The sequence below is a fragment of the Nannocystis pusilla genome, assembly GCF_020073745.1.
Lineage (GTDB): Bacteria > Myxococcota_A > Polyangia > Nannocystales > Nannocystaceae > Nannocystis > Nannocystis radixulma.
In genome coordinates, this window is record NZ_JAIRAU010000035.1 from 198,152 (window position 1) to 216,341 (window position 18,190).

At 73.3% G+C, this 18,190-nt stretch carries 10 protein-coding genes; 5 read left to right on the top strand and 5 right to left on the bottom strand.

The genetic code is table 11. From position 1 onward, the window contains the following. Positions 1 to 625: 625 nt before the first annotated feature. Entirely contained in the window at positions 626 to 3,526 is a 2,901-nt protein-coding gene (locus K7C98_RS26685) for a serine/threonine-protein kinase (RefSeq protein WP_224194599.1), read from the bottom strand. Between the two features lie 127 nt (positions 3,527 to 3,653). Here K7C98_RS26685 and K7C98_RS26690 point away from each other — a divergent pair, with 127 nt between their 5' ends. Continuing rightward, positions 3,654 to 5,639 carry a serine hydrolase domain-containing protein gene (locus K7C98_RS26690; RefSeq protein ID WP_224194600.1) on the top strand — a complete coding sequence of 662 codons (1,986 nt, stop codon included), beginning with the start codon at positions 3,654 to 3,656 and terminating at the stop codon, positions 5,637 to 5,639. Positions 5,640 to 5,793: 154 nt separating this feature from the next. Here the strand turns inward: K7C98_RS26690 and K7C98_RS26695 are convergent, their stop codons facing one another. Together K7C98_RS26695 and K7C98_RS26700 are read right to left on the bottom strand one after the other, a co-directional pair. Beyond that, positions 5,794 to 8,295, bottom strand: a complete 2,502-nt coding sequence (locus K7C98_RS26695) for a hypothetical protein (protein ID WP_224194601.1) — start codon at positions 8,293 to 8,295, stop codon at positions 5,794 to 5,796. Between the two features lie 97 nt (positions 8,296 to 8,392). Beyond that, positions 8,393 to 10,117 carry a Ca2+-dependent phosphoinositide-specific phospholipase C gene (locus K7C98_RS26700; RefSeq protein ID WP_224194602.1) on the bottom strand — a complete coding sequence of 575 codons (1,725 nt, stop codon included), beginning with the start codon at positions 10,115 to 10,117 and terminating at the stop codon, positions 8,393 to 8,395. Positions 10,118 to 10,417: 300 nt separating this feature from the next. On the opposite strand from K7C98_RS26700, the gene K7C98_RS26705 reads away from it, so the two are divergent. Both K7C98_RS26705 and ligD read left to right on the top strand, forming a co-directional pair. Next, positions 10,418 to 11,365 (top strand): Ku protein, encoded by a 948-nt coding sequence (locus K7C98_RS26705; protein ID WP_224194603.1) that lies wholly within the window; start codon positions 10,418 to 10,420, stop codon positions 11,363 to 11,365. Position 11,366: 1 nt separating this feature from the next. Then, positions 11,367 to 14,132 carry a DNA ligase D gene (ligD, locus tag K7C98_RS26710; protein ID WP_224194604.1) on the top strand — a complete coding sequence of 922 codons (2,766 nt, stop codon included), beginning with the start codon at positions 11,367 to 11,369 and terminating at the stop codon, positions 14,130 to 14,132. A 29-nt stretch (positions 14,133 to 14,161) separates the two neighbouring features. Here the strand turns inward: ligD and K7C98_RS26715 are convergent, their stop codons facing one another. Then, positions 14,162 to 14,479, bottom strand: coding sequence for a polyhydroxyalkanoic acid system family protein (locus tag K7C98_RS26715; protein ID WP_224194605.1), 318 nt, complete (start codon positions 14,477 to 14,479; stop codon positions 14,162 to 14,164). A gap of 234 nt (positions 14,480 to 14,713) precedes the next feature. Here K7C98_RS26715 and K7C98_RS26720 point away from each other — a divergent pair, with 234 nt between their 5' ends. Together K7C98_RS26720 and K7C98_RS45035 are read left to right on the top strand one after the other, a co-directional pair. Continuing rightward, complete coding sequence (locus tag K7C98_RS26720; RefSeq protein WP_224194606.1) at positions 14,714 to 15,985, top strand: hypothetical protein; 1,272 nt, start codon at positions 14,714 to 14,716, stop codon at positions 15,983 to 15,985. Positions 15,986 to 16,499: 514 nt separating this feature from the next. Continuing rightward, a complete protein-coding gene (locus K7C98_RS45035; protein WP_224194607.1) occupies positions 16,500 to 17,684 on the top strand; it encodes a class I SAM-dependent rRNA methyltransferase in 1,185 nt (394 codons plus the stop codon). Between the two features lie 4 nt (positions 17,685 to 17,688). On the opposite strand, the gene K7C98_RS26730 is transcribed toward K7C98_RS45035, so the two are convergent. After that, entirely contained in the window at positions 17,689 to 18,021 is a 333-nt protein-coding gene (locus tag K7C98_RS26730) for an FKBP-type peptidyl-prolyl cis-trans isomerase (protein ID WP_224194608.1), read from the bottom strand. Positions 18,022 to 18,190 lie beyond the last annotated feature (169 nt).

An 18,190-nucleotide genomic window follows, 5' to 3' on the forward strand; every position in this document is an offset into this window, starting at 1 on the left:
CGCGTGAACAACAATTCAGAAGATGACACCTCGTGACCATCCCCACTGGATCTGTTGACACCACAGCTGTGGCCATCACGCCTCACGCCGAGCCATTAGACAGCTCCAGGGCCGACCCCTAGCCGACGTCGCTCGAACAGTCCTAGCACGCGACGGGTGCCCGCCCGGCTCCGTATCCGACCCTGCTGCACGCAATGTGAGCCGAGCAGAGCACCTCTTAAATGCACACTCGCCCCGCCGTCGATGCAGTCGCCGACCCGAGTGTATGTCTCCACAACTCACGGACGTTCCCGCGACCTCGCCCCGCATGGCGCGATCACGGTTCTTTTCGGCCACGCAGCGACCCCACCCTCGCCCCGCTGGAATTAGCCACCGAGCTCATGAGTACGATGACCCTCACCGAGAAATACGGCGAGACCACTGTCCTCCTGCGCGGCGTCCCTCACCATGCCGCCGCCCACGAGCGCGCCACCTTCCTCGCCGCGATCGCCGCCTCCCTGACCGCAGCCGAGCATTCGCCAGAACCTGTCTGTGTTGACATGTTTCAAGCACCCTCTCCGTCGCCGACACGGCCGACTCTCGGACCCGCGGCGTGCCTCGCGTGTCCTCAGCGGCTGTTCGCTCCTCAGGGTCGTTTCGGCGAGGCCTCCTCGGTCGGGCCACGCCGCACCTCGAGCCCCGCCCGCCACGCCTCGATCGCGCGCCGCTGCTCGGCGTCCGCCGGCGAGCCGCGCAGCGCCTCCGCGGCCCGCCGCGCCTCGGCCCTCGCCCTGACCTGGTCTTCGGGCCATAGCGCTCTGGACATGTCGAAATGGGCAGCCGCGACCTGCTCCGGCGCCACCGCGCGGCGGGGCGGGGGCAGCTTCGCCGCCCGGTCGAGCGCCGCGACCGCCGCCACGCGGTCGCCTCGCTGCAGCTGCACGTGGCCGAGCGCGCGCAGGATCGGTCCCAGCTTCGGGTCCTCGCGGCCGACGCGGGCCTCGGTCAGCTCGAGCGCCCGCGTGTAATGACCGACCGCCGCATCGAGCTGCCCGCGGGCCTCGGCGAGGCGACCGCGGTCGATCACCAGCGTCTCGAATTTCGGGTGCCCGGCGGGCAGGTGCGCGTTCCAGATCGCCTCGGCGCGCCCGAGCTCGGCCTCCGCCGCCTCGAGGTCGCCGGCCTCGCGCAGCGCGTCGGCCAGGTTGCGGCGGGCGCTGGCGACGATGTCGTGGTCGTCGCCGTAGGCGGCCTCGCGGATCCGCAGCGCCTCGCGCAGCAGCCGGCTGGCCTCGTCGGGACGGTCCTGCTCGATCGCCAGGTTGCCGAGCCCCGTCAGCGTCTCGGCCACGTCCGGGTGGTCGGGCCCGAGGATCCGCACCCGGATCGCCAGCGCCTCGCGCAGCGCCTCCTCGGCCGCCACGTGGCGGCGCAGATCGGTCAGCGCCTCGCCGATCTGCGACAGCGAGAACGCCGTGCGCGGGTGGTCGCGGCCGTACGCGCGCAGGCGGATCTGCAGGCCGCGCTCGAACAGCGCCAGCGCCTCGTCCGCGCGGCCGAGGTCGAGCAGCGCGGCCCCGCGGTTGTTGAGCGGCACCACCACGCTCGGGTGCGCCTCGCCGAACGCCGCGCGCAGGAGCTCCTCGTCGCGGGCGAACGCCAGCAGGGCCTCGTCGACGCGGCCGAGGTCGCGGAGGGCGATCCCGCGGAGCAGGTGCACGCGGGCCAGCTCGAGCGCGTCGGGGCCGAGCGTGCGCTGCAGCGTCGTCAGTGCCCGCTCGAGCGCGACCAGGGCCTCGGCCGGGCGACCGGCGTCGCTCAGCGCCTCGCCGCGGCGCAGCTCGAGCCGGGCCTGGTGCGCCTCGCCGAGCTGGCCGCGCTGCAGCGCGTCCTCGGCGTGGTCGAGCCACTCCTCCGCCGCCGCGAACTGGGCCCGCCGCGACGCCACCTCCGCCAGCGCGATCGCGGCGTCGAACCCCAGCTCGTCGTCGCCGCGGCGGATCGCCCCGTGAAACACCGGGTGCAAGTCGTCGGCCGCCAGGTCGAGCTTCAGCCCGGCCAGCGCCGCCCGCCCGCGCCAGTAGTGCGCCTCGTCCTTCAGGACAGGTTCCAAAAGACCTGTCGTTTCAGACATAAACGATTGCGCCAGCGCCAGCGCCCGCGCGTCGTCGCCGGCCGCCAGGCGGGCGCCGACGGCCGCCAGGCGAGCCCGCAGCGGCCCGACCTCGCGGGCCTCTCCGCGCCCCTCGGCGGCGCGCGGCCGCATGCAGCGCTCGGGTCCGGTCAGCTCGCGCATTGCCGGCAGCGCCCGCTCCGCGGCGGCCGGGTCGGCGAGCACGGCGAGCAGCGCGTCGAACTCGCGCAGGCGGTCGCGCAGGCAGTCGCCGCGGCGGTCGAGCAGCTCGCTCGAGGCCTCGTGGCGGATGTGCGTGGCCACGCACGCCTGCTCCGCGGTGCGGGCCCAGCGAGCCGCGTAGTGCTCGAGCTCGCCGGCCAGCGCCGGCGCCGACGCGCGCGCGTACGGCAGGTGGCTGCGGGTGAACGCCTCCACCACGTCGTCGCGCCGCGCCGGCCCGTAGACCTCGGCGAGCCCGGCCGCGGCCTGGCGACAGTCGATCGGCGCCGGTCGCACGAACGCCGCCCCGCCGCCGAGCACGAGCAGCAGCGCCGCCGCTCCGGCGACCAGCTTGTGGTTGCGATACGGGTCGCGCCCGAGCGCGGCGAGCAGCGCCGTGAAGTCGGGGTGACGCGCGCCCGGATCGATCTGCAGCCCGCGCTCGACCGCGCGACGGATCGCCGCGGGCACGCGATCGTGGGCCGGCCCGACCGGCCGCCCGCGCAGCAGCGCCGCCCGGATCTGCTCGACCGTGGCCCCGGGGAACGGCCGCTCGCCGTAGAGCGCCTCCCACAACGTCACGCCGAAACTGAACTGATCGCTGCGCGCGTCGGTCGGCGTGCCGAGGAATTGCTCGGGCGACATGTACGCCGGTGTCCCGACGAACCCGCCGTCCTGGGTGATGAGCACGCTGCTGACGCGCATGTCGCCGAACGCGTCGAGCTCGGCCTGGCGATCGATCGGCGCCGCCAGGCTGAAGTCGAGCACGCGCGCGCGCCCGTCCTCGCCGACCACGATGTTGTCGGGCTTGATGTCGCGGTGGATCACGCCGCTGGCGTGGGCCGCCTGCAGGCCGGCGCCGACTTGCATGAATACCGCGAGCACCGCCCCCCAGTCGCGCGGCGCGTCGGTCAGCCACTCGCGCAGCGTGCGGCCGACGACCAGTTCCATGGCGATGTAGATCCCGCCCTCGACCGACCCGACCTCGTAGACCTGCACGACGTTCGGATGCGACAGCCGGGCCAGCGCCTGGGCCTCGCGCTCGAGCCGGGACGTCCCGCGCTCGAGCGCGCCGCGGTAGTCGTGGTTGAGCACCTTGATCGCCAGCTGGCGATCGAGCTTGGCGTCGTACGCCGCGTACACGACCCCCATCGCGCCGGCGCCGAGGACCCGCAGGACGACGAAGCGGCCGATCCGCGAAGGTGCTGGCAAAGCCTCGCCAGTGTCACCTCGGTCCCAATTCGCGGCAAGAGCCTGCAAGCGCGCGCGCGCCGTCGTCTGCGGCCCGCTCGCTTCATCGCCGCGCGGCGACCCGCGGTCACCCTGTTACACTCGACCCGTGAACCACGCTTCGCTCCCGACCACCGACCTGCGCGCGCGGCAGGCGAGACGGCGCTCGCTGGCCTTCCTCCTGTTCGTGCTCGTCGCGCTCGCCGCGACGCTCGGCGGTCCGGTCGAGCCCGCCGTCAAGTTGCTCGACGAGTCGCAGCTCGTGCACGCGACCACCGCTGCGCCTCCGGTCGAGGTCGCTGCGCCGATGACCATCGAGCAGCTGCGCGCCCGCGTCGCCGCCGTGCTCGAGCGCGAGGGCGTGCCGGGCGTCGGCCTGGCCGTGGTCGACCGCGACGGCGTCCGCTGGGCCGGCGGCGTCGGCCTCGCCGACCGCGACAGCGGCGAGCCCGTCACCGCCGACACCCAGTTCCGCGTCGCCTCGATCACCAAGAGCTTCGTCGCGCTCGGCGTCATGCGCCTCGTCGAACAGGGCCGCCTCGACCTCGACCGCCCGCTCCGCGAGCTCATGCCCGACGTCGCCATCGCCAACGATTGGGACGCCACCTCGCCGATCACCCTCGCGCACGCGCTCGAGCACACCGCCGGCTTCGACGACATGCGCTTCAACGAGTACTTCAGCGCGGCCGACGGCGCCGCCCCGCGCGCCGCCCTCGCCGTCAACCCGCGCTCGCGCGTCGCCCGCTGGCGCCCCGGCAGCCGCGAGTCGTACTCGAACCCCGGCTACACGATCGCCGGCCACGCGATCGAGCTGGCCACCGGCGAATCCTACGAGTCGTTCATCGAGCGCGAGGTCCTGCGCCCGCTCGGCATGCCGACGGCCCGCTTCCGCCGCAGCCCCGAATACGCCGACCGCCTGGCCACCGGTTATGACTCGCCCGACCAGCCGGCCTTGTTCCGCCCGATCTGGCACGCGCCCGCCGGCGCGCTGCTGGCATCCCCGCGCGAGCTCGCTGAATTGGTGCACTTCTGGCTGCGCCGCGGCGACCGCGGCGGCCCGGCGCTCGTCGGCCCCGAAGCGCTCGCCCGCATCGAGCGGACCGAGACGCTGCCCTACCTCGGCCCCGACACCAATTACGGCCTCGGCAATTACGGCGACGTCTCCCACAGCGCCCGCAGCCGCGGCCACGACGGCGGCCTGCCGGGCTTCCTCTCGGCCTACCGCTATTTCCCCGAGCTCGGGGTCGGCTACGTCATGCTGCTGAACAGCACGCATTCGCTGCGGGCCTACCTCGAGATCCGCGCCCTGCTGTTCGCCTACCTCACGGGCGGGCGCGCCGTCCCGCCGCCGCCGCCGCGCGACCCCGACCCGGCGGAGGTCGCCGCGATCACCGGTTATTACGGGTACGAGAGCCCGCGCATGCAATTGTTCGGCTTCATCGAGCGCGCGATGGTCGGGATCTCCGTGCGCCCCGACCCCGGCGGGATCGCCCTGGAGATGCTCACCGGCGGCGGCGCGGCGCTGGTCCCCACCGGCGACGGCGGCTATCGCCACTGGCGCGAGGGCGGCACCAGCGTCCGTCTCACCCGGGGTGACGACGGGCGGCGGATCCTCGTCGGCGGCCTGACCTACTTCGAGGAGCACTCGTACGCGTGGGCGAAGACTCGCCTGTTCGCGCTCACCGCCGCGCTCCTCCTGATCCAGCTGGCCCCGGCGTGGGCCCTCCTGTGGGCCCTGCTGGCCGGCATCCGTCGCGTCCGCGGCCGCTCGATCGCCGCCGGCGAGTTCGCCCTGCACGCCTGGCCCGCCGCCGCCGGGCTCGCCTGGGCCCTGCTGCCGCTGCTGTTCATGCACATGGCCCGCGCCGAGGCCTACACCACCGCCAACCCCCTGAGCATCGCCCTGTGCGCGTGCACCCTGCTGTTCGCCGCCTGCTCCGCCGCCGCCGTCGCCGAGGTCGTGCACGCCTCGGTCGCTCGCACCGTCCCGCTGTCGCTCCGCCTCGTCCCCACCGCCGCCGCGCTCGCCAGCTTCGGCATGACGCTCTATCTCCTGTTCCACGGCATGATCGGCCTCCGCGTGTGGGCCTGGTAAATTCTTAAACTGGGCTCAATCGAGGCACCGCCGGCATTCACGGTACCTCGATTCACCATCTTCGCAATCCCCGAATGGGGCTACGTCAAATCCGCGACGAGTCCCCGCGCGGCAGTCGCCGCGGCGGGTCTCCTTATTATCATTATTAAAAAAATTACGCCGGCTGCAACAGCGCTCCGAGCTCGCGCTCGCCTGCCGTCAGCAGGATCTGCACTTCTTGCAGCCCAGCCGCGTGCTCCGGCCGCTGTGCCAGTCGCTCGGACAGCCGCGTGAACGAGCGTCGGTTCTGCATCAATCCCAGCGGCGAGCCCTTGTCGCGGTTGAACACCACCGAGTCGCGCAGCAGCGTCACGGCTTCCGCGTCGCGGCCGAGCAGCGCCAGCACCTCCGACAGCGCCTCCGTCGTCTGCGCCAGCCCGGTCAGATCGCCGAGCTGCGTCTGCACCTCGGCGGCCGCGTCGAGCCGCTCCTTCGCCGCCTCCGTCCGCCCGCTGCGCAGCTCCAGGCGCCCGATCGTATCCCACACGCGCCCCAGCTCGCGGGCCTCGCCGAGCTCGCGGTACGCCCGCTCGGCCGCCCGCGCGTGCTCGAGCCCCATGGCGAAGCCCTCGTCCTCACGTCCCGCGCGCAGCTGGGCGTGCAGCGGCAGGCGTGCGAACAGGTGCTCGGTCTCTGCCAGCTCGCGCAGCGCCACCGGGTCGGTGTTGACGTGCGGGTCGAACACCTTGCGCGACTGCCTCAGCAATTGCAGCGCGCGTCCCGGGTCGCCCATGCGCACCAGCACCGCCGCCTGGTCGTTGAGCAGACAGGCCGCGCCGGTCGCGTCGCCTGCCGCCTGCAGCATCGCTCCTGCCGCGCTCAGCTCTGCCAGGGCTCGCTCGAGCGAGCGCCCGTCGCCCAGGTCGAAGCACACCCCTGCGATCGCCTGCGCCAGGTCGGCCGCCAGCTCGACCGGCGCATCGGACTCGAGCACCTCGCGCGCCGACTCGAGGGTCGCCTGCGCCTGCGTCAGCGTGAACCCGAACTCGTAGCCCGCCGACTGCCACTGCAGCCGCCCGAGCTCGATGAGCGCCTGCACCCGCAGGAGTCGGCGGCCGCCGCTGTTCGGCAGCGTCGTCAGCAGCGCCAGCGCGTTCTGGGCGTGCTGCGCCGCCGCCTGCGGCGCCCCCATCTCCGCGGCCTTGCGCGCCGCCTCGCACAGGTGCTGCGCCGCCGCGTCGAACTCGCCGGCGAGTCGCATGTGCTCGGCTGCTCGCGCCTCGTCGACCAGCGGGTCCTCGAGGCGCGTCGGCACCACCCGCGACGGCGCCCCCCAGCCGGCCGGATCGGCCGACTCCGCCTCGCTCGGCGCCGGCGCGGCGAACACCGTCTTGCGGCGCGCCGGCGACCACCCGCTCGCCGGCGCCCCACCTGTCTCCTGGGACACATTGCTCGCCGGCGCCGCGACCCGCGGCCGCTGCGGCAGCCCGCCCGCGCGCTCCTGCTTCGCCGGCACCGACCACGCCGGCGCGCCCGGGATGGCCGGACCTGTCTCTCCGGACACCTCTCCGATACCTGTCCCCGCGGACATCTCACCTGTCCCCGAAGCCATCTCACCCCCCGCCGCGGCCACACCTGTCCCTGCGGACACCTCGCCCCACTGCGCCGCGCCGGCCTCGGCCGCCATCTCGCTGGCGACCTGGGCCGCCAGCCCGGTCTCGTCGACCAGGTCGATCACCTCCTCCGACAGGTCGATGATCTCCGCCACCCTCGCCGCGCTCGGCATGTTCTCGCGCCGCGGCAGCGGCGGCAGCGGCGGCCTGGTCGGCCGTCCCGGCGCCACCTCCTCGCCCGCGCGGGCCCCGAGCAGTCGGCCGAGCTTGCGGTGCCACGCCTGCGCCAGCGACGGCATCAGCGACGTCGACAGGGCCGTCAGCGCCGACGTCGGCAGCGAGAACCGACCTTCTCCGCGGTCCTCGAGCGGGATCCCCAGGTCCGTCGCCTGCTGCAGCACCTCGAGCACCACCAGCGGCTCGAGCGACAGCAGGTCGGCCACGATCCGCGTCTCGAAGCCCGGCCCGATCAGCGCGCCCGCCCGCAGCACCCGCAGCACCTCGGGCGGCAGCGTGCGCCACTGGATCGCCTGCGCCTCGCCGGTCGGCGGCTCCTCCCCGCGCAGCACCCCGGCCGCGTCGCGCGTGCGCACCGCCAGCAGCAGCTCCGCCGCCGCCTCCTTCGGCTCGCCGTGGAACACCAGCACCAGCGGCAACTGCAGCCACCCCTGCCGCCTGACGATCTGGGTCAGCGCCGCCAGCGTCGCCTCGTCGGCCTGCTCGACCGCGTCGAACACCACCACCCAGCGCGAACCTGCCTGTTGGGCCAGGTGGTTCCACAGCTCGACCAGCACCGTCTCGGTGGCCCGCTCGGGCGCCTCGCCGAACAGCGTGCGCCGGCGCAGCGACTTGGCGCGGTCGGGCGGCTTCGGCCGCGCCTCGCCGAGGATCGCCTCCGTCAAGCGCCGCGCCTCGAGCAGCGGCCGCAGGGCCGCCGGCGCCACCTCGCAGCTCACGCGCAGCAGCTGCAGGTCCGGCGGCGGCTCGGGCAGGCGGCCGCGCACCGCCGTCGCCAGTCGATCGCGCACGCGCTGCCACAGTCGTCCGGGGTCGTCGTGGGTCATGCGCCTCGATGCTAACCGAACCCGCGCGCCCCCGTCGCGTGGGCTGGAGCCCTCGCGCGGATGTGAACCTGCTCTTCAGGACATCTCGCCGATCGCCTCACCAGCCGTCCTCGAGCGCCCCCACGCCCGCCCCCAGCGGCGTCAGCGCCAGATCTGCCGCCGTCACCGGCCCGCCCGGCGTCGCCGTCGGCGCCACGAACAGCAGCGGCAGCGGCCCGGCCCCGTGCGACCCCGCCAGCAGGCCCACATGTGTCAGCGGCTCCGCGAAGCAGTGCTCGACGATCGGCGTCCACGTGCTCCCGTCGCTCGATCCCATCCCGCGCACGCAGGCCGCGCCGGCCATCCCCTCGAGCCGCACGAACACCACTGTCTCGTCGGCCAGCCCCACCACCCCCGTCAGCTCCGTCGCCTCCGTCGTCGCCCCCGCCGTCGCCCGCAGCTGCACCCGCAGCGGGTGGTCGTCGGCCGCGCGACAGACCGCCAGGTACGCCGCATCGGCGGCCAGCCCCGCGCGAGCCCCCACGCACGCCTTCGCCCATGGCTCGACGTGGCTGCTCGGCACCGCCACCGCCGCCGACCAGACGAACGCCTCGTCACCGAGCTCCACGCCGGCGAACACCCCCTCGTCGCTGCTGCCCCACAGGTCCTCCGAGTCGACCGTCACCGCCACGATCGCCGCGTCCTCGCGCGTCGGCGCCCCACAATCGTCGGCGAAGCAGGTGAACGGCCAGCCCTGCGGCCCCGCCGTGTTCGCCCACGGGTCCTCCCCGCGGTTGATCTGGTTGGTGGCGATGTGATGCACCTGCGCCTGCTCGGCCTCCGTCCACGCGTCCTCGTCGTCGGCCACCCACACCCGACTGACCAGCCCGGCCGCGCGCACCGCCTGTGCCACTGTCACATCCCCGATCTCGAGGTTGTGCACGATCGCCTCCGGGTGGTCTGCCAGCGCCGCCGCGTCGCTCAGCCCCGGCGCCACGAAGGCCGCCCGCGCCCCCGCGTCGCCGCCGACGTAGCTCGCCAGCGCCCCCGACGGGTCGCCGAGGTCGCCGCCCGTCAGCATCACGATCACCCGCCCGCGCCACGCCTCGAGCCGCGGCCACGTGCACTCGCCCGCCGTCACCGCCACCTGCAGCGTCGTCGCGCCCGGGCACGCCGCCAGCAGCTCGGCCGGCCGCACCAGCGCCTCGCCGAACGCCGCCGTCAGCAGCGCGTCGAGGTCCTCCGGCCCGTGCGCGACAAGATCGAAACCATCCTTCAGATCGATCCACAGGGTCACCACCTCGTGCTCGGGCACGACCCGTGAGAACGCCGCCACCAGGCCCAGGCACTGCGACAGCGTGCGGCACTGCGAGTCGGCGTCGATGATGTCGGTGTGGTACACGAACCAGTCGCCCGCGATCGACGACTCGAACGACTTGCCGACGTGCACGTCGAGCTCGAGCGAGCGGATCCTGTGATAGACGAGCTGGTCGATCAGCGACTCGTGGCGCTGGAACGCGTTGTGGGACGACTTCTGCCGCACCTCGTGGTAACGCGGCCCGCTCGCCTCCACCCCCGTCGTCGTGTCGCCGGTCGACATCTCCCCCGTCGTCGTCGTGTCCGCGGTCGTCGACCCCGAGGTCGTCGGCGCCGAGGTCGTCGTCTCCGAGGTCGTCGCGGTCGACGTCGAGCTCGTCTCCGTCCCCCCGCTCGTCGGGTTGCCCGCGGTCGTCGTCGAGCTCTCACCCGGGCCGGAGCCGCTCGAGCTCCCGCTCTCGGTCGACGCGGGCGCTCCGCCGCAAGCGAACAGGATCGTGACCAGCGGCAGCGCGCGGCGCAGCATGCGAGCAGCTCACCGCCCGCCGCCGCCCCTGTCAAGCGCCGCCCCTTGCGACCTGTCCTGCGGGACATCTCATTCGTGTCCCGACCGACTCCGGCGAGCCTCGTCTCCGCGACGATCGCGCGGCCGGATGCCTCGCGGGCGTGATCGCCGCCCCGCGCGTGACGGCCCTGCAGGCCGCGCTGAGCCTGCTCTGCGCCTCGCCGCCCACTCCTCCGCGTGCGCGAGCGATCGTCCGAGCATCCGCCCCGCCGCGGCGGCCCACCAGCTTGACAGCGCGGCGTCGCGCGCTAGGAGTCCGGCATGGCGGCCAGGGCAATCTGGGAAGGAACCATCGGCTTCGGCCTCGTGCAGATCCCCGTCGGGCTGTACTCCGCCGAATCGCGGCACGATCTCGACTTCGATCTCCTCGATCGCCGCGACATGTCTCCTGTCGGGTATCAGCGGTACAACCGCGAGACCGGCGAGCCTGTCGAATGGGACGACATCGTCAAGGGCTACGCCGTCAAGAAGGGCGAGTACGTGATCCTCGAGCCCGAGGACTTCAAGCGCGCCGCCGTCAAGGCGACCCAGACCGTCGACATCGTCCAGTTCGCCGACGAGGCCGACATCGACCCGACCTACTTCGAGAAGCCGTACTACCTCGTGCCCGGCAAGCGCGGCGCCAAGCCGTACGTGCTGCTGCGCGAGGCCCTGCGCAAGACCGGCAAGGTCGGCATCGCCCGCGTCGTCATTCGCACGCGCGAGAGCTTGGCCGCCGTCATGGTCAAGGGTGACGCGCTCGTGCTCGAGCTGCTGCGCTACGCGCACGAGCTCACCCCGGCCGAGGAGTTCGACCTGCCTGCGGGCAAGGACGCGCCCAAGGTGTCGCCGCCCGAGCTCAAGATGGCCGAGCGGCTCATCGACGAGATGACCGCCGAGTTCAAGCCCGAGGAGTTCAAGGACACCTACCACGACGAGCTGCTGGCCTTCATCCAGCGCAAGTACAAGGGCGAGGAGGTCGAGGAGGTCGACGTGGAGGCCGAGGCGCCGCCGAGCAACGTGGTCGACATGATGGCGCTGCTGAAGAAGAGCCTCGCGCGCAAGCCCGCCGTCACCAAGGCCGAGGCGGCCGGCGCCGACCGGAGCCGCAACAAGCCGCGCAAGACCAGCGCCCGCAACGAGCCGGCCAAGCGGGCCAAGAAGGCCGCCGCGCGCAACCCCAAGAAGCCGGCCAAGCGCCGCAAGACGGCCGCGCGAAAGGCGGCCTAGCGTGTCGCTCGCGCGCTACCACCACAAGCGCGACTTCGCCGTGACCCCCGAGCCGCGGGGCAAGCGGCCGCGGGCGCGCGAGCGCGGCGAGTTCATCGTCCACAAGCACGCCGCGCGCCGGCTGCACTACGACCTGCGGCTCGAGCTCGACGGCGTGCTGAAGAGCTGGGCCGTGCCGCGCGGCCCCAGCCTCGACCCCGCGGACAAGCGGCTCGCCGTGCACGTCGAGGACCACCCGCTCGAGTACGGCAAGTTCGAGGGCACCATCCCGCAGGGCGAGTACGGCGGCGGCGCGGTCGTGTTGTGGGATCGCGGCCGCTGGTACCCCGACGGCGACCCGCACGCCGCCTACCGCGCCGGCAAGCTCAAGTTCCGCCTCGAGGGCGACAAGCTGCACGGCGGCTACACCCTCGTGCGCATGCACGGCCGCCGCGACGACGACCACGACAACTGGCTGCTGATCAAGGAGGACGACGAGGACGCCAGCGACGACGGCGAGGTCCTCGTGCGCGACCGCCCCGAGAGCGTCATCAGCGGTCGCACCGTCGAGCAGATCGCCGCCGGCGAGCCGGCCGTGACCAAGAAAAAGGCCGCGCGCAAGACGGCCACCAACAAGACGGCGGCGAAGAAGACGACCAACAAGAAGGCCGCGGCAAAGGCCACCAACAAGAAGGCCGCCAAGAAAGCCACCAACAAGACGGCCGCCGCCAAGAAGACGACCAACAAGAAGGCCGCTTCAAAAAGAGCCACCAACAAGAAGGCCGCGCGCAAGCAGGCCGCCAACGACACCCGCCGGGTCGTCGCCGCCGCGACCCACAAGTCCCCCGCCGGTCGGGCGAAGAAGTCGGCGAAGAAGAGGACCGCGGCGAGGAAGAAGTCGACCGCCGCGGACGACGGCGCGACCCGCCCGCTGCCTGCGCGCATTCCTCCGCAGCTGGCCACATTGGTCGACAAGGTCCCCGACGGCGACGATTGGTGCCACGAGATCAAGTTCGACGGCTATCGCCTGCTCGTGCGCGTCGACGGTGACGACATTCGCCTGATCACCCGCGGCGACCAGGACTGGACCGAGCGGCTCGCCCCGCTGGCGAAGGCCTTGAAGCAGCGCCTCGGCGACCATCGGGCCCTCGTCGACGGCGAACTGGTGCACGTCGACGACGACGGCCTCACGCGCTTCGGCCCGCTGCAGGCCGCGCTGTCGGAGGAGCGCACCGGCGAGCTCGTGTTCTACGCCTTCGACCTGCTCGACCTCGACGGTCACGACCTGCGTCCGCTCCCGCTCTCCCAGCGCAAGGAGCTGCTCGCCGAGTTGCTCCCGCTCGAGGACGCGCCCGGCCGCGTGCGGTTGTCGGAGCACATCGTCGGCGGCGGCGCCGAGCTGCTCGCCCGCGCCTGCGCGCTCGGGCTCGAGGGCATCCTCGCCAAGCGGCTCGACGCTCCCTACCGCAGCGGCCGCACCCGCGACTGGCTCAAGATCAAGTGCGGCCGCCGCCAGGAGGTCGTCGTCGGCGGCTATGCCAGCGCGCGCAGCGGCTCGCGGGCGCTCGGCGCCCTGCTCGTCGGCGTGTTCGACGACGCCGGCGAGCTGCGCTACGCCGGCAAGGTCGGCACCGGCTTCGACTTCGCCGAGGCCGCGCGTCTGAAGAAGCTGCTGAGCGAGCGCGCCGTCTCGCGCTCGCCCTTCGCCGACCGCCTGCCGGCTGGCCTCGGGGACATCCGGTTCGTCCGCCCCGACCTCGTGGTCGAGGTCCGCTACGGCGAGTGGACCGGCGACAACCGCCTGCGCCACGCCGTCTACGAGGGCGTGCGCGAGGACAAGAAGCCGAAGCAGGTCCGCCGCGAGCTCCCGGCCGACGCCCCGGCGTCCGGCGCGGTGGAGGTCCTCGGCGTCCCGCTGTCGAACCCCGGGCGGATCCTCTTCCCCGACGACAAGATCACCAAGCGCGACCTCGCCGAGTATTATGAGAAGATCCACGAGTGGATGCTCCCCCACGTCGCGGAGCGTCCGCTCAGCCTGGTGCGCTGCCCCGACGGCATCGGCAAGCCGTGCTTCTTCCAGCGCCACATGCGGCACGACATGCCGGCCGGCGTCGAGCCGATCGAGATCGGCGACCCCGACGAGCCGGCCTACGTCTACATCCGCGACGAGCGCGGCCTGATCGGCCTGGCGCAGATCGGCGCGCTCGAGCTGCACGCCTGGGGCGCCACGGTCGCCGCGCCCGACGGCCCCGACCGCATGGTCCTCGACCTCGACCCCGCCGAAGATGTCCCCTGGGACATGGTCAAAGGGGCTGCTCGTGCCATGCGCGAGCGCCTCGCCCAGCTCGACCTCGACAGCTTCCTCAAGACCACCGGGGGCAAGGGCCTGCACGTGGTCGTCCCGCTGACCGCGGGTCGCCAGACGTGGGCCGAGGTCAAGGGCTTCGCGCGCGCGCTCGCCCGCGAGTTCACCCTCGCCGACCCCGAGCATTTCATCGACGTCGCCAGCAAGCACAGGCGGCGCGGCAAGATCTACATCGATTACCTCCGCAACGACCGCGGCGCGACCAGCATCGCCCCGTACTCGCCGCGCGCCCGCGCCGGCGCCCCCGTGTCCGCGCCGCTGCGCTGGGCCGAGCTGGCCCGCCTCGGCGACCCGCAGGCCTACGACCTCACCTCGATCGTCACCCGCCTGGCCGCCCTGAAGAGCGACCCGTGGCGCGACCTGCCGCGCACCCGGCAATCGCTGACGGCCGCGCGGATGCGTGCGGCCGGCGTCAAGACATGAGCTTCAGGACATGTCCCCGAAGTCATTGATCAGTGCGTCCCGGACGATGGCAGCAGGCGGTCGAGCTCGTCGTGGATCTTGCCCTCGACCGCGCCCCTGAAGCCGCCCAGCACCAGCGGCAGGTCGATCTCCACGCCGACGCTGGTCTCGTCGACGCTGATCGTGCCGCACGTCCCGCGGGCCGCGCCGCGCGGCGTGTCGAAGTTCAGCTGGTCGCCCTGCCAGTGCCAGCGGATCCCCAGCTTCGCCTCCATGCTCAGCGCCATCGACTCCGTCTTCTGCCGCGCCATCGCCTTCCCCAGGGCGTTCGGGCGGCGAATTCTGATGTTGCCCATGACCTGCAGCATGACTCGAGATGTGCGAGCGACCACCGACGGACGGCGTCAATCTCGGGGCCTGAACGACCGCCGATACACGCGATGCGCTGCACAGCACAGCCGCGCTCTCCGCGCTCGCAAGCGGCCGTCCGCGCCGCCGGACCGCGAACGCCTGCGCGCGCGCAGGCCCGGTCGCACCTGCGGACGCGCGCCCTCGCGCCGCGCTCCCCCGCCGCCGCGGCGGCGTGGTAGAAGGCCGCGGTCATGCGCCTCGCTGTCCCGAAGTTCCAGTTCCGCTTCGTGCCCTCGCTCGGCCACGTCATCCACCCCGGCAACTTCCACCCGGTCGGCGTCCAGCGCTCGGCCGAGGCGCTGGTCGACCGCGCGGCCGCCAGCGGCCTCTCGCGCGCCGACGGCGGCGCCTGGCTGGTGGTCGGCGGCTCGGGCGGCTTCGGCAGCGCCGCGCGCGTGGTCCTTGGGACATGTCTCGGAGCACATACGCTCAACGTCTCGTACGACCCCGCGCCGCAGCCCGAGAGCTCGAACAAGCTGCGCAAGATCGGCTCGCCCGGGTTCCACCGCACGCTGGCGATCGAGCGGCGCCTGCGGGCGCGCGGCCTGGTCGCCCGCACGGTCCTCGGCGACGCGTTCGACCCCGCGGTGCTCGACGCGGCGGCGCAGGAGATCCGCGACCACCTCGGGGGCAAGCTGCACGGGCTGGTGTGGGCGCTGGCGGCCCCGCGGGCGACTGACCCGCGCACCGGCAAGCCGGTCCAGAGCGCCCTCAAGCCGCTCGGCAAGCCGGCCACCGTGCGCACCTTCAGCGGCCGCGGCGAGACCCCGGCCGACCTGCCGAAGCTCGTCGAGCTCGAGCTGCCGCCCGGCAGCCCCGAGGAGGCGGTCGCCACCCAGTTCGTGATGGGCGGGCGGATCGTCGAGCAGTGGATCGAGGCCCTGCTGCAGCGCGACCTGCTGGCGCCCGGCTTCACCCTGGCGACCATCTCGTACCGCGGCAACCCGCTCAACGCCGCCGTCTACCGCAACGGCCTGATCGGCCTCGCCAAGGCCGACCTCGAGTTCTACACCCGGGCCATCGACGCCGTCCTGCGCGCGCGCGTCGGCGGCCGCGCGGTCGCGGTCGAGGGCCCCGCCGTCGTCACCGAGGCCTCGGGCGGGATCCCCGGCGTCCCGTACTACATGGCGCTCGTCCGCGACGTCCTCGGCGACCGCTTCGAAGACCCGCTCGCCTCGATGCTGCGCCTGTTCCGCGACAAGCTGCCCGCCGGCGGCGACCCCGTCGTCGACGCCGAGGGCCTCGTCCGCCTCGACGACGTCGAGCTCGACGAGGCCGTGCAGGCCGAGCTGTCGGCCCGCTTCTTCGCCGGCAAGCCCGGCGACCCGTTCGACCCCGAGCTCTACCAGAGCTTCATGGACGAGTACGCCCGCACCCGCGGCTTCTGCATCCCCGGCGTCGACTACGCCGTCGAGTTCGACACCGACGAGGTCTGCCGGCTCGCCCCCGCCGCCGCTGATTGATCGGACATGTTCTAAACTACATGAACGAAGGAGCATGCCCGAACGAGCACGCTCCTTCGTTCATGCGGTGATTCACCCCGGCGGGTTTCGACTCCGAACACCGCGGCGAAGGTCTCGCTCGCCCGCGCCGACGCCGCTCGGACCGCCACCGGCAAGGCCCGCGGAGCACCGCCGACCCCCGCCGCGCGCGTGCCATCGCCGGGACCGCCACCGACGAGGCGCTGCCGACCCCGCGGAGCACCGCTGACCCCCGCCGCGTGCCATCGCCGGGCCGCCACGACGAGACTGCGGACCCCGCGGACCCGTCCTCCGCGACCTCGCCTGCGCGCAGGCCGTCGCCGGGCCCGGCGGGCCCGCCGCATCCTCAGTGAGTCAGCCCTCGTCCGGCTCGCCGCGGCTTCGCGGTCGGCGGTACCCGGCCGCATGCCACCTGTCCCCAGGAGCAGCTCGACCGCCGCGCGCTGCCTCACGCGCGTGGGTGCGCGCGCGCGAGATCGCGTAACCTCCGCCTCGCGTGCCCGCCGTCCTCGTCCCCGACCGTCTCACTCGCCACGTCGCCGCCGGCCACCCGTGGCTGTACGTCGACGCCGTGCCCGAGGTCGTCGGCGCGCGCACCGGGGACCTCGTCACCCTGCTCGGCCAGGGGCGGCGCCCGATCGGCCACGCCCTGTTCGACGCCGACTCGCCGATCGCCCTCCGCGTCGTCGCCACCCGCAAGGACGAGCGGCCGGGTCCCGCGCTGTGGCGCCGGCGCCTCGAGACCGCCTGGCTCTTGCGCCAGACGACCCTCGACCTCTCGGCCACCGACGCCTTCCGCGTGCTCCACGGCGAGGGCGATCGGCTGCCCGGCGTCGTCGTCGACTTCTACGCCGGCTGCGCCGTGCTCAAGCTCGACACCCCCGCCTGGCTGCCGCACCTCGCCGACCTCACCGGGGCGATCGTCGACGTCGTCCGCCCGCGCTCGTTGTGGTTCAAGGGCTTGAGCGGCCAGCGCGGCGGCGACGACGTCCCCGAGCCGCAGCGCCCGCGCCTCCTCGCCGGCGAGCCGCCGCCCCCGCTCGTGGCGATCCGCGAGCACGGCATGCGCATGCACGTCGACGTCCGCCGCGGCCAGAAGACCGGCATGTTCCTCGACCAGCGCGAGAACCGACGCCTGATCCGCCAGGTCGCGCGCGGCCGCGAGACCCTCAACCTGTTCTCGTACACCGGCGGCTTCTCCCTCGCCGCCGCGCTCGGCGGCGCCCCGCGGGTCACCAGCGTCGACCTCGCGCGCAACGCCGTCGACGCCGCGCGCGACAACTTCGTCGCCAACGACCTCGACCCCGGCGCGCACGCCTTCGTCGCCGCCGACGCCTTCGCCTTTCTCGACGACACCGCCGGCACCACCTACGACCTCGTCGTCGTCGACCCGCCCTCGTTCGCCCCCAACCACAAGTCGGTGCGCGCCGCCGAGGCCGCCTACGCCCGCCTCAACGCCAGCGCCCTGCGCCAGGTCCGGCCCGGCGGTTTGCTCGCCGCCGCCAGCTGTTCGAGCCATGTCCCGATGGACATGTTCTTAAAAATTCTCGGCGAGTCGGCGCGCCAGGCTCGGCGCCCGCTGCGGCTGCTCGAGGTCCGCGGCGAGCCGCCCGACCACCCGACCCCGCTGCACTTCCCCGAGGGTCGCTACCTCAAGTTCGTGCTCGCACTGGCCGAGTGACGCGTCACTTCACGGCAAGCAGCTCGACCTCGAACAGCAGCGCCGCGCGCGGCGGGATGACGTCCGAGAAGCCGCGGCGGCCGTAGCCGAGGTGCTGGGGGATCGTCAGCCGGCGCTTGCCGCCGACCTTCATGCCGACCACGCCCTGGTCCCAGCCCTTGATCACGTCGCCCGCGCCGAGCTGGAAGTTGAACGGACGCCCGCGGTCGAGCGAGCTGTCGAACTTCTGGCCGCCCTCGACCAGCCAGCCCGTGTAGTGCACGCTGACCTGCTTGCCCGATTCCGCGGTCTCGCCGGTGCCGACGACGATGTCTTCGATCACGAGTTCTTCGGCCATGGCCGACCATAGCGCACCTCCCCCGGCCTGTCGCCAGGCGACCCCTCGCCCGGCCCCGCGCCGCCTCGCTATCGTCGTTCGCATGCGACTTCGCGCCCTCGCCCCCACGCTCCCGGTGCTCCTCGCGGCCTGCACCCGGGAGCCTCTCGACACCGACGGCACCGGGGGC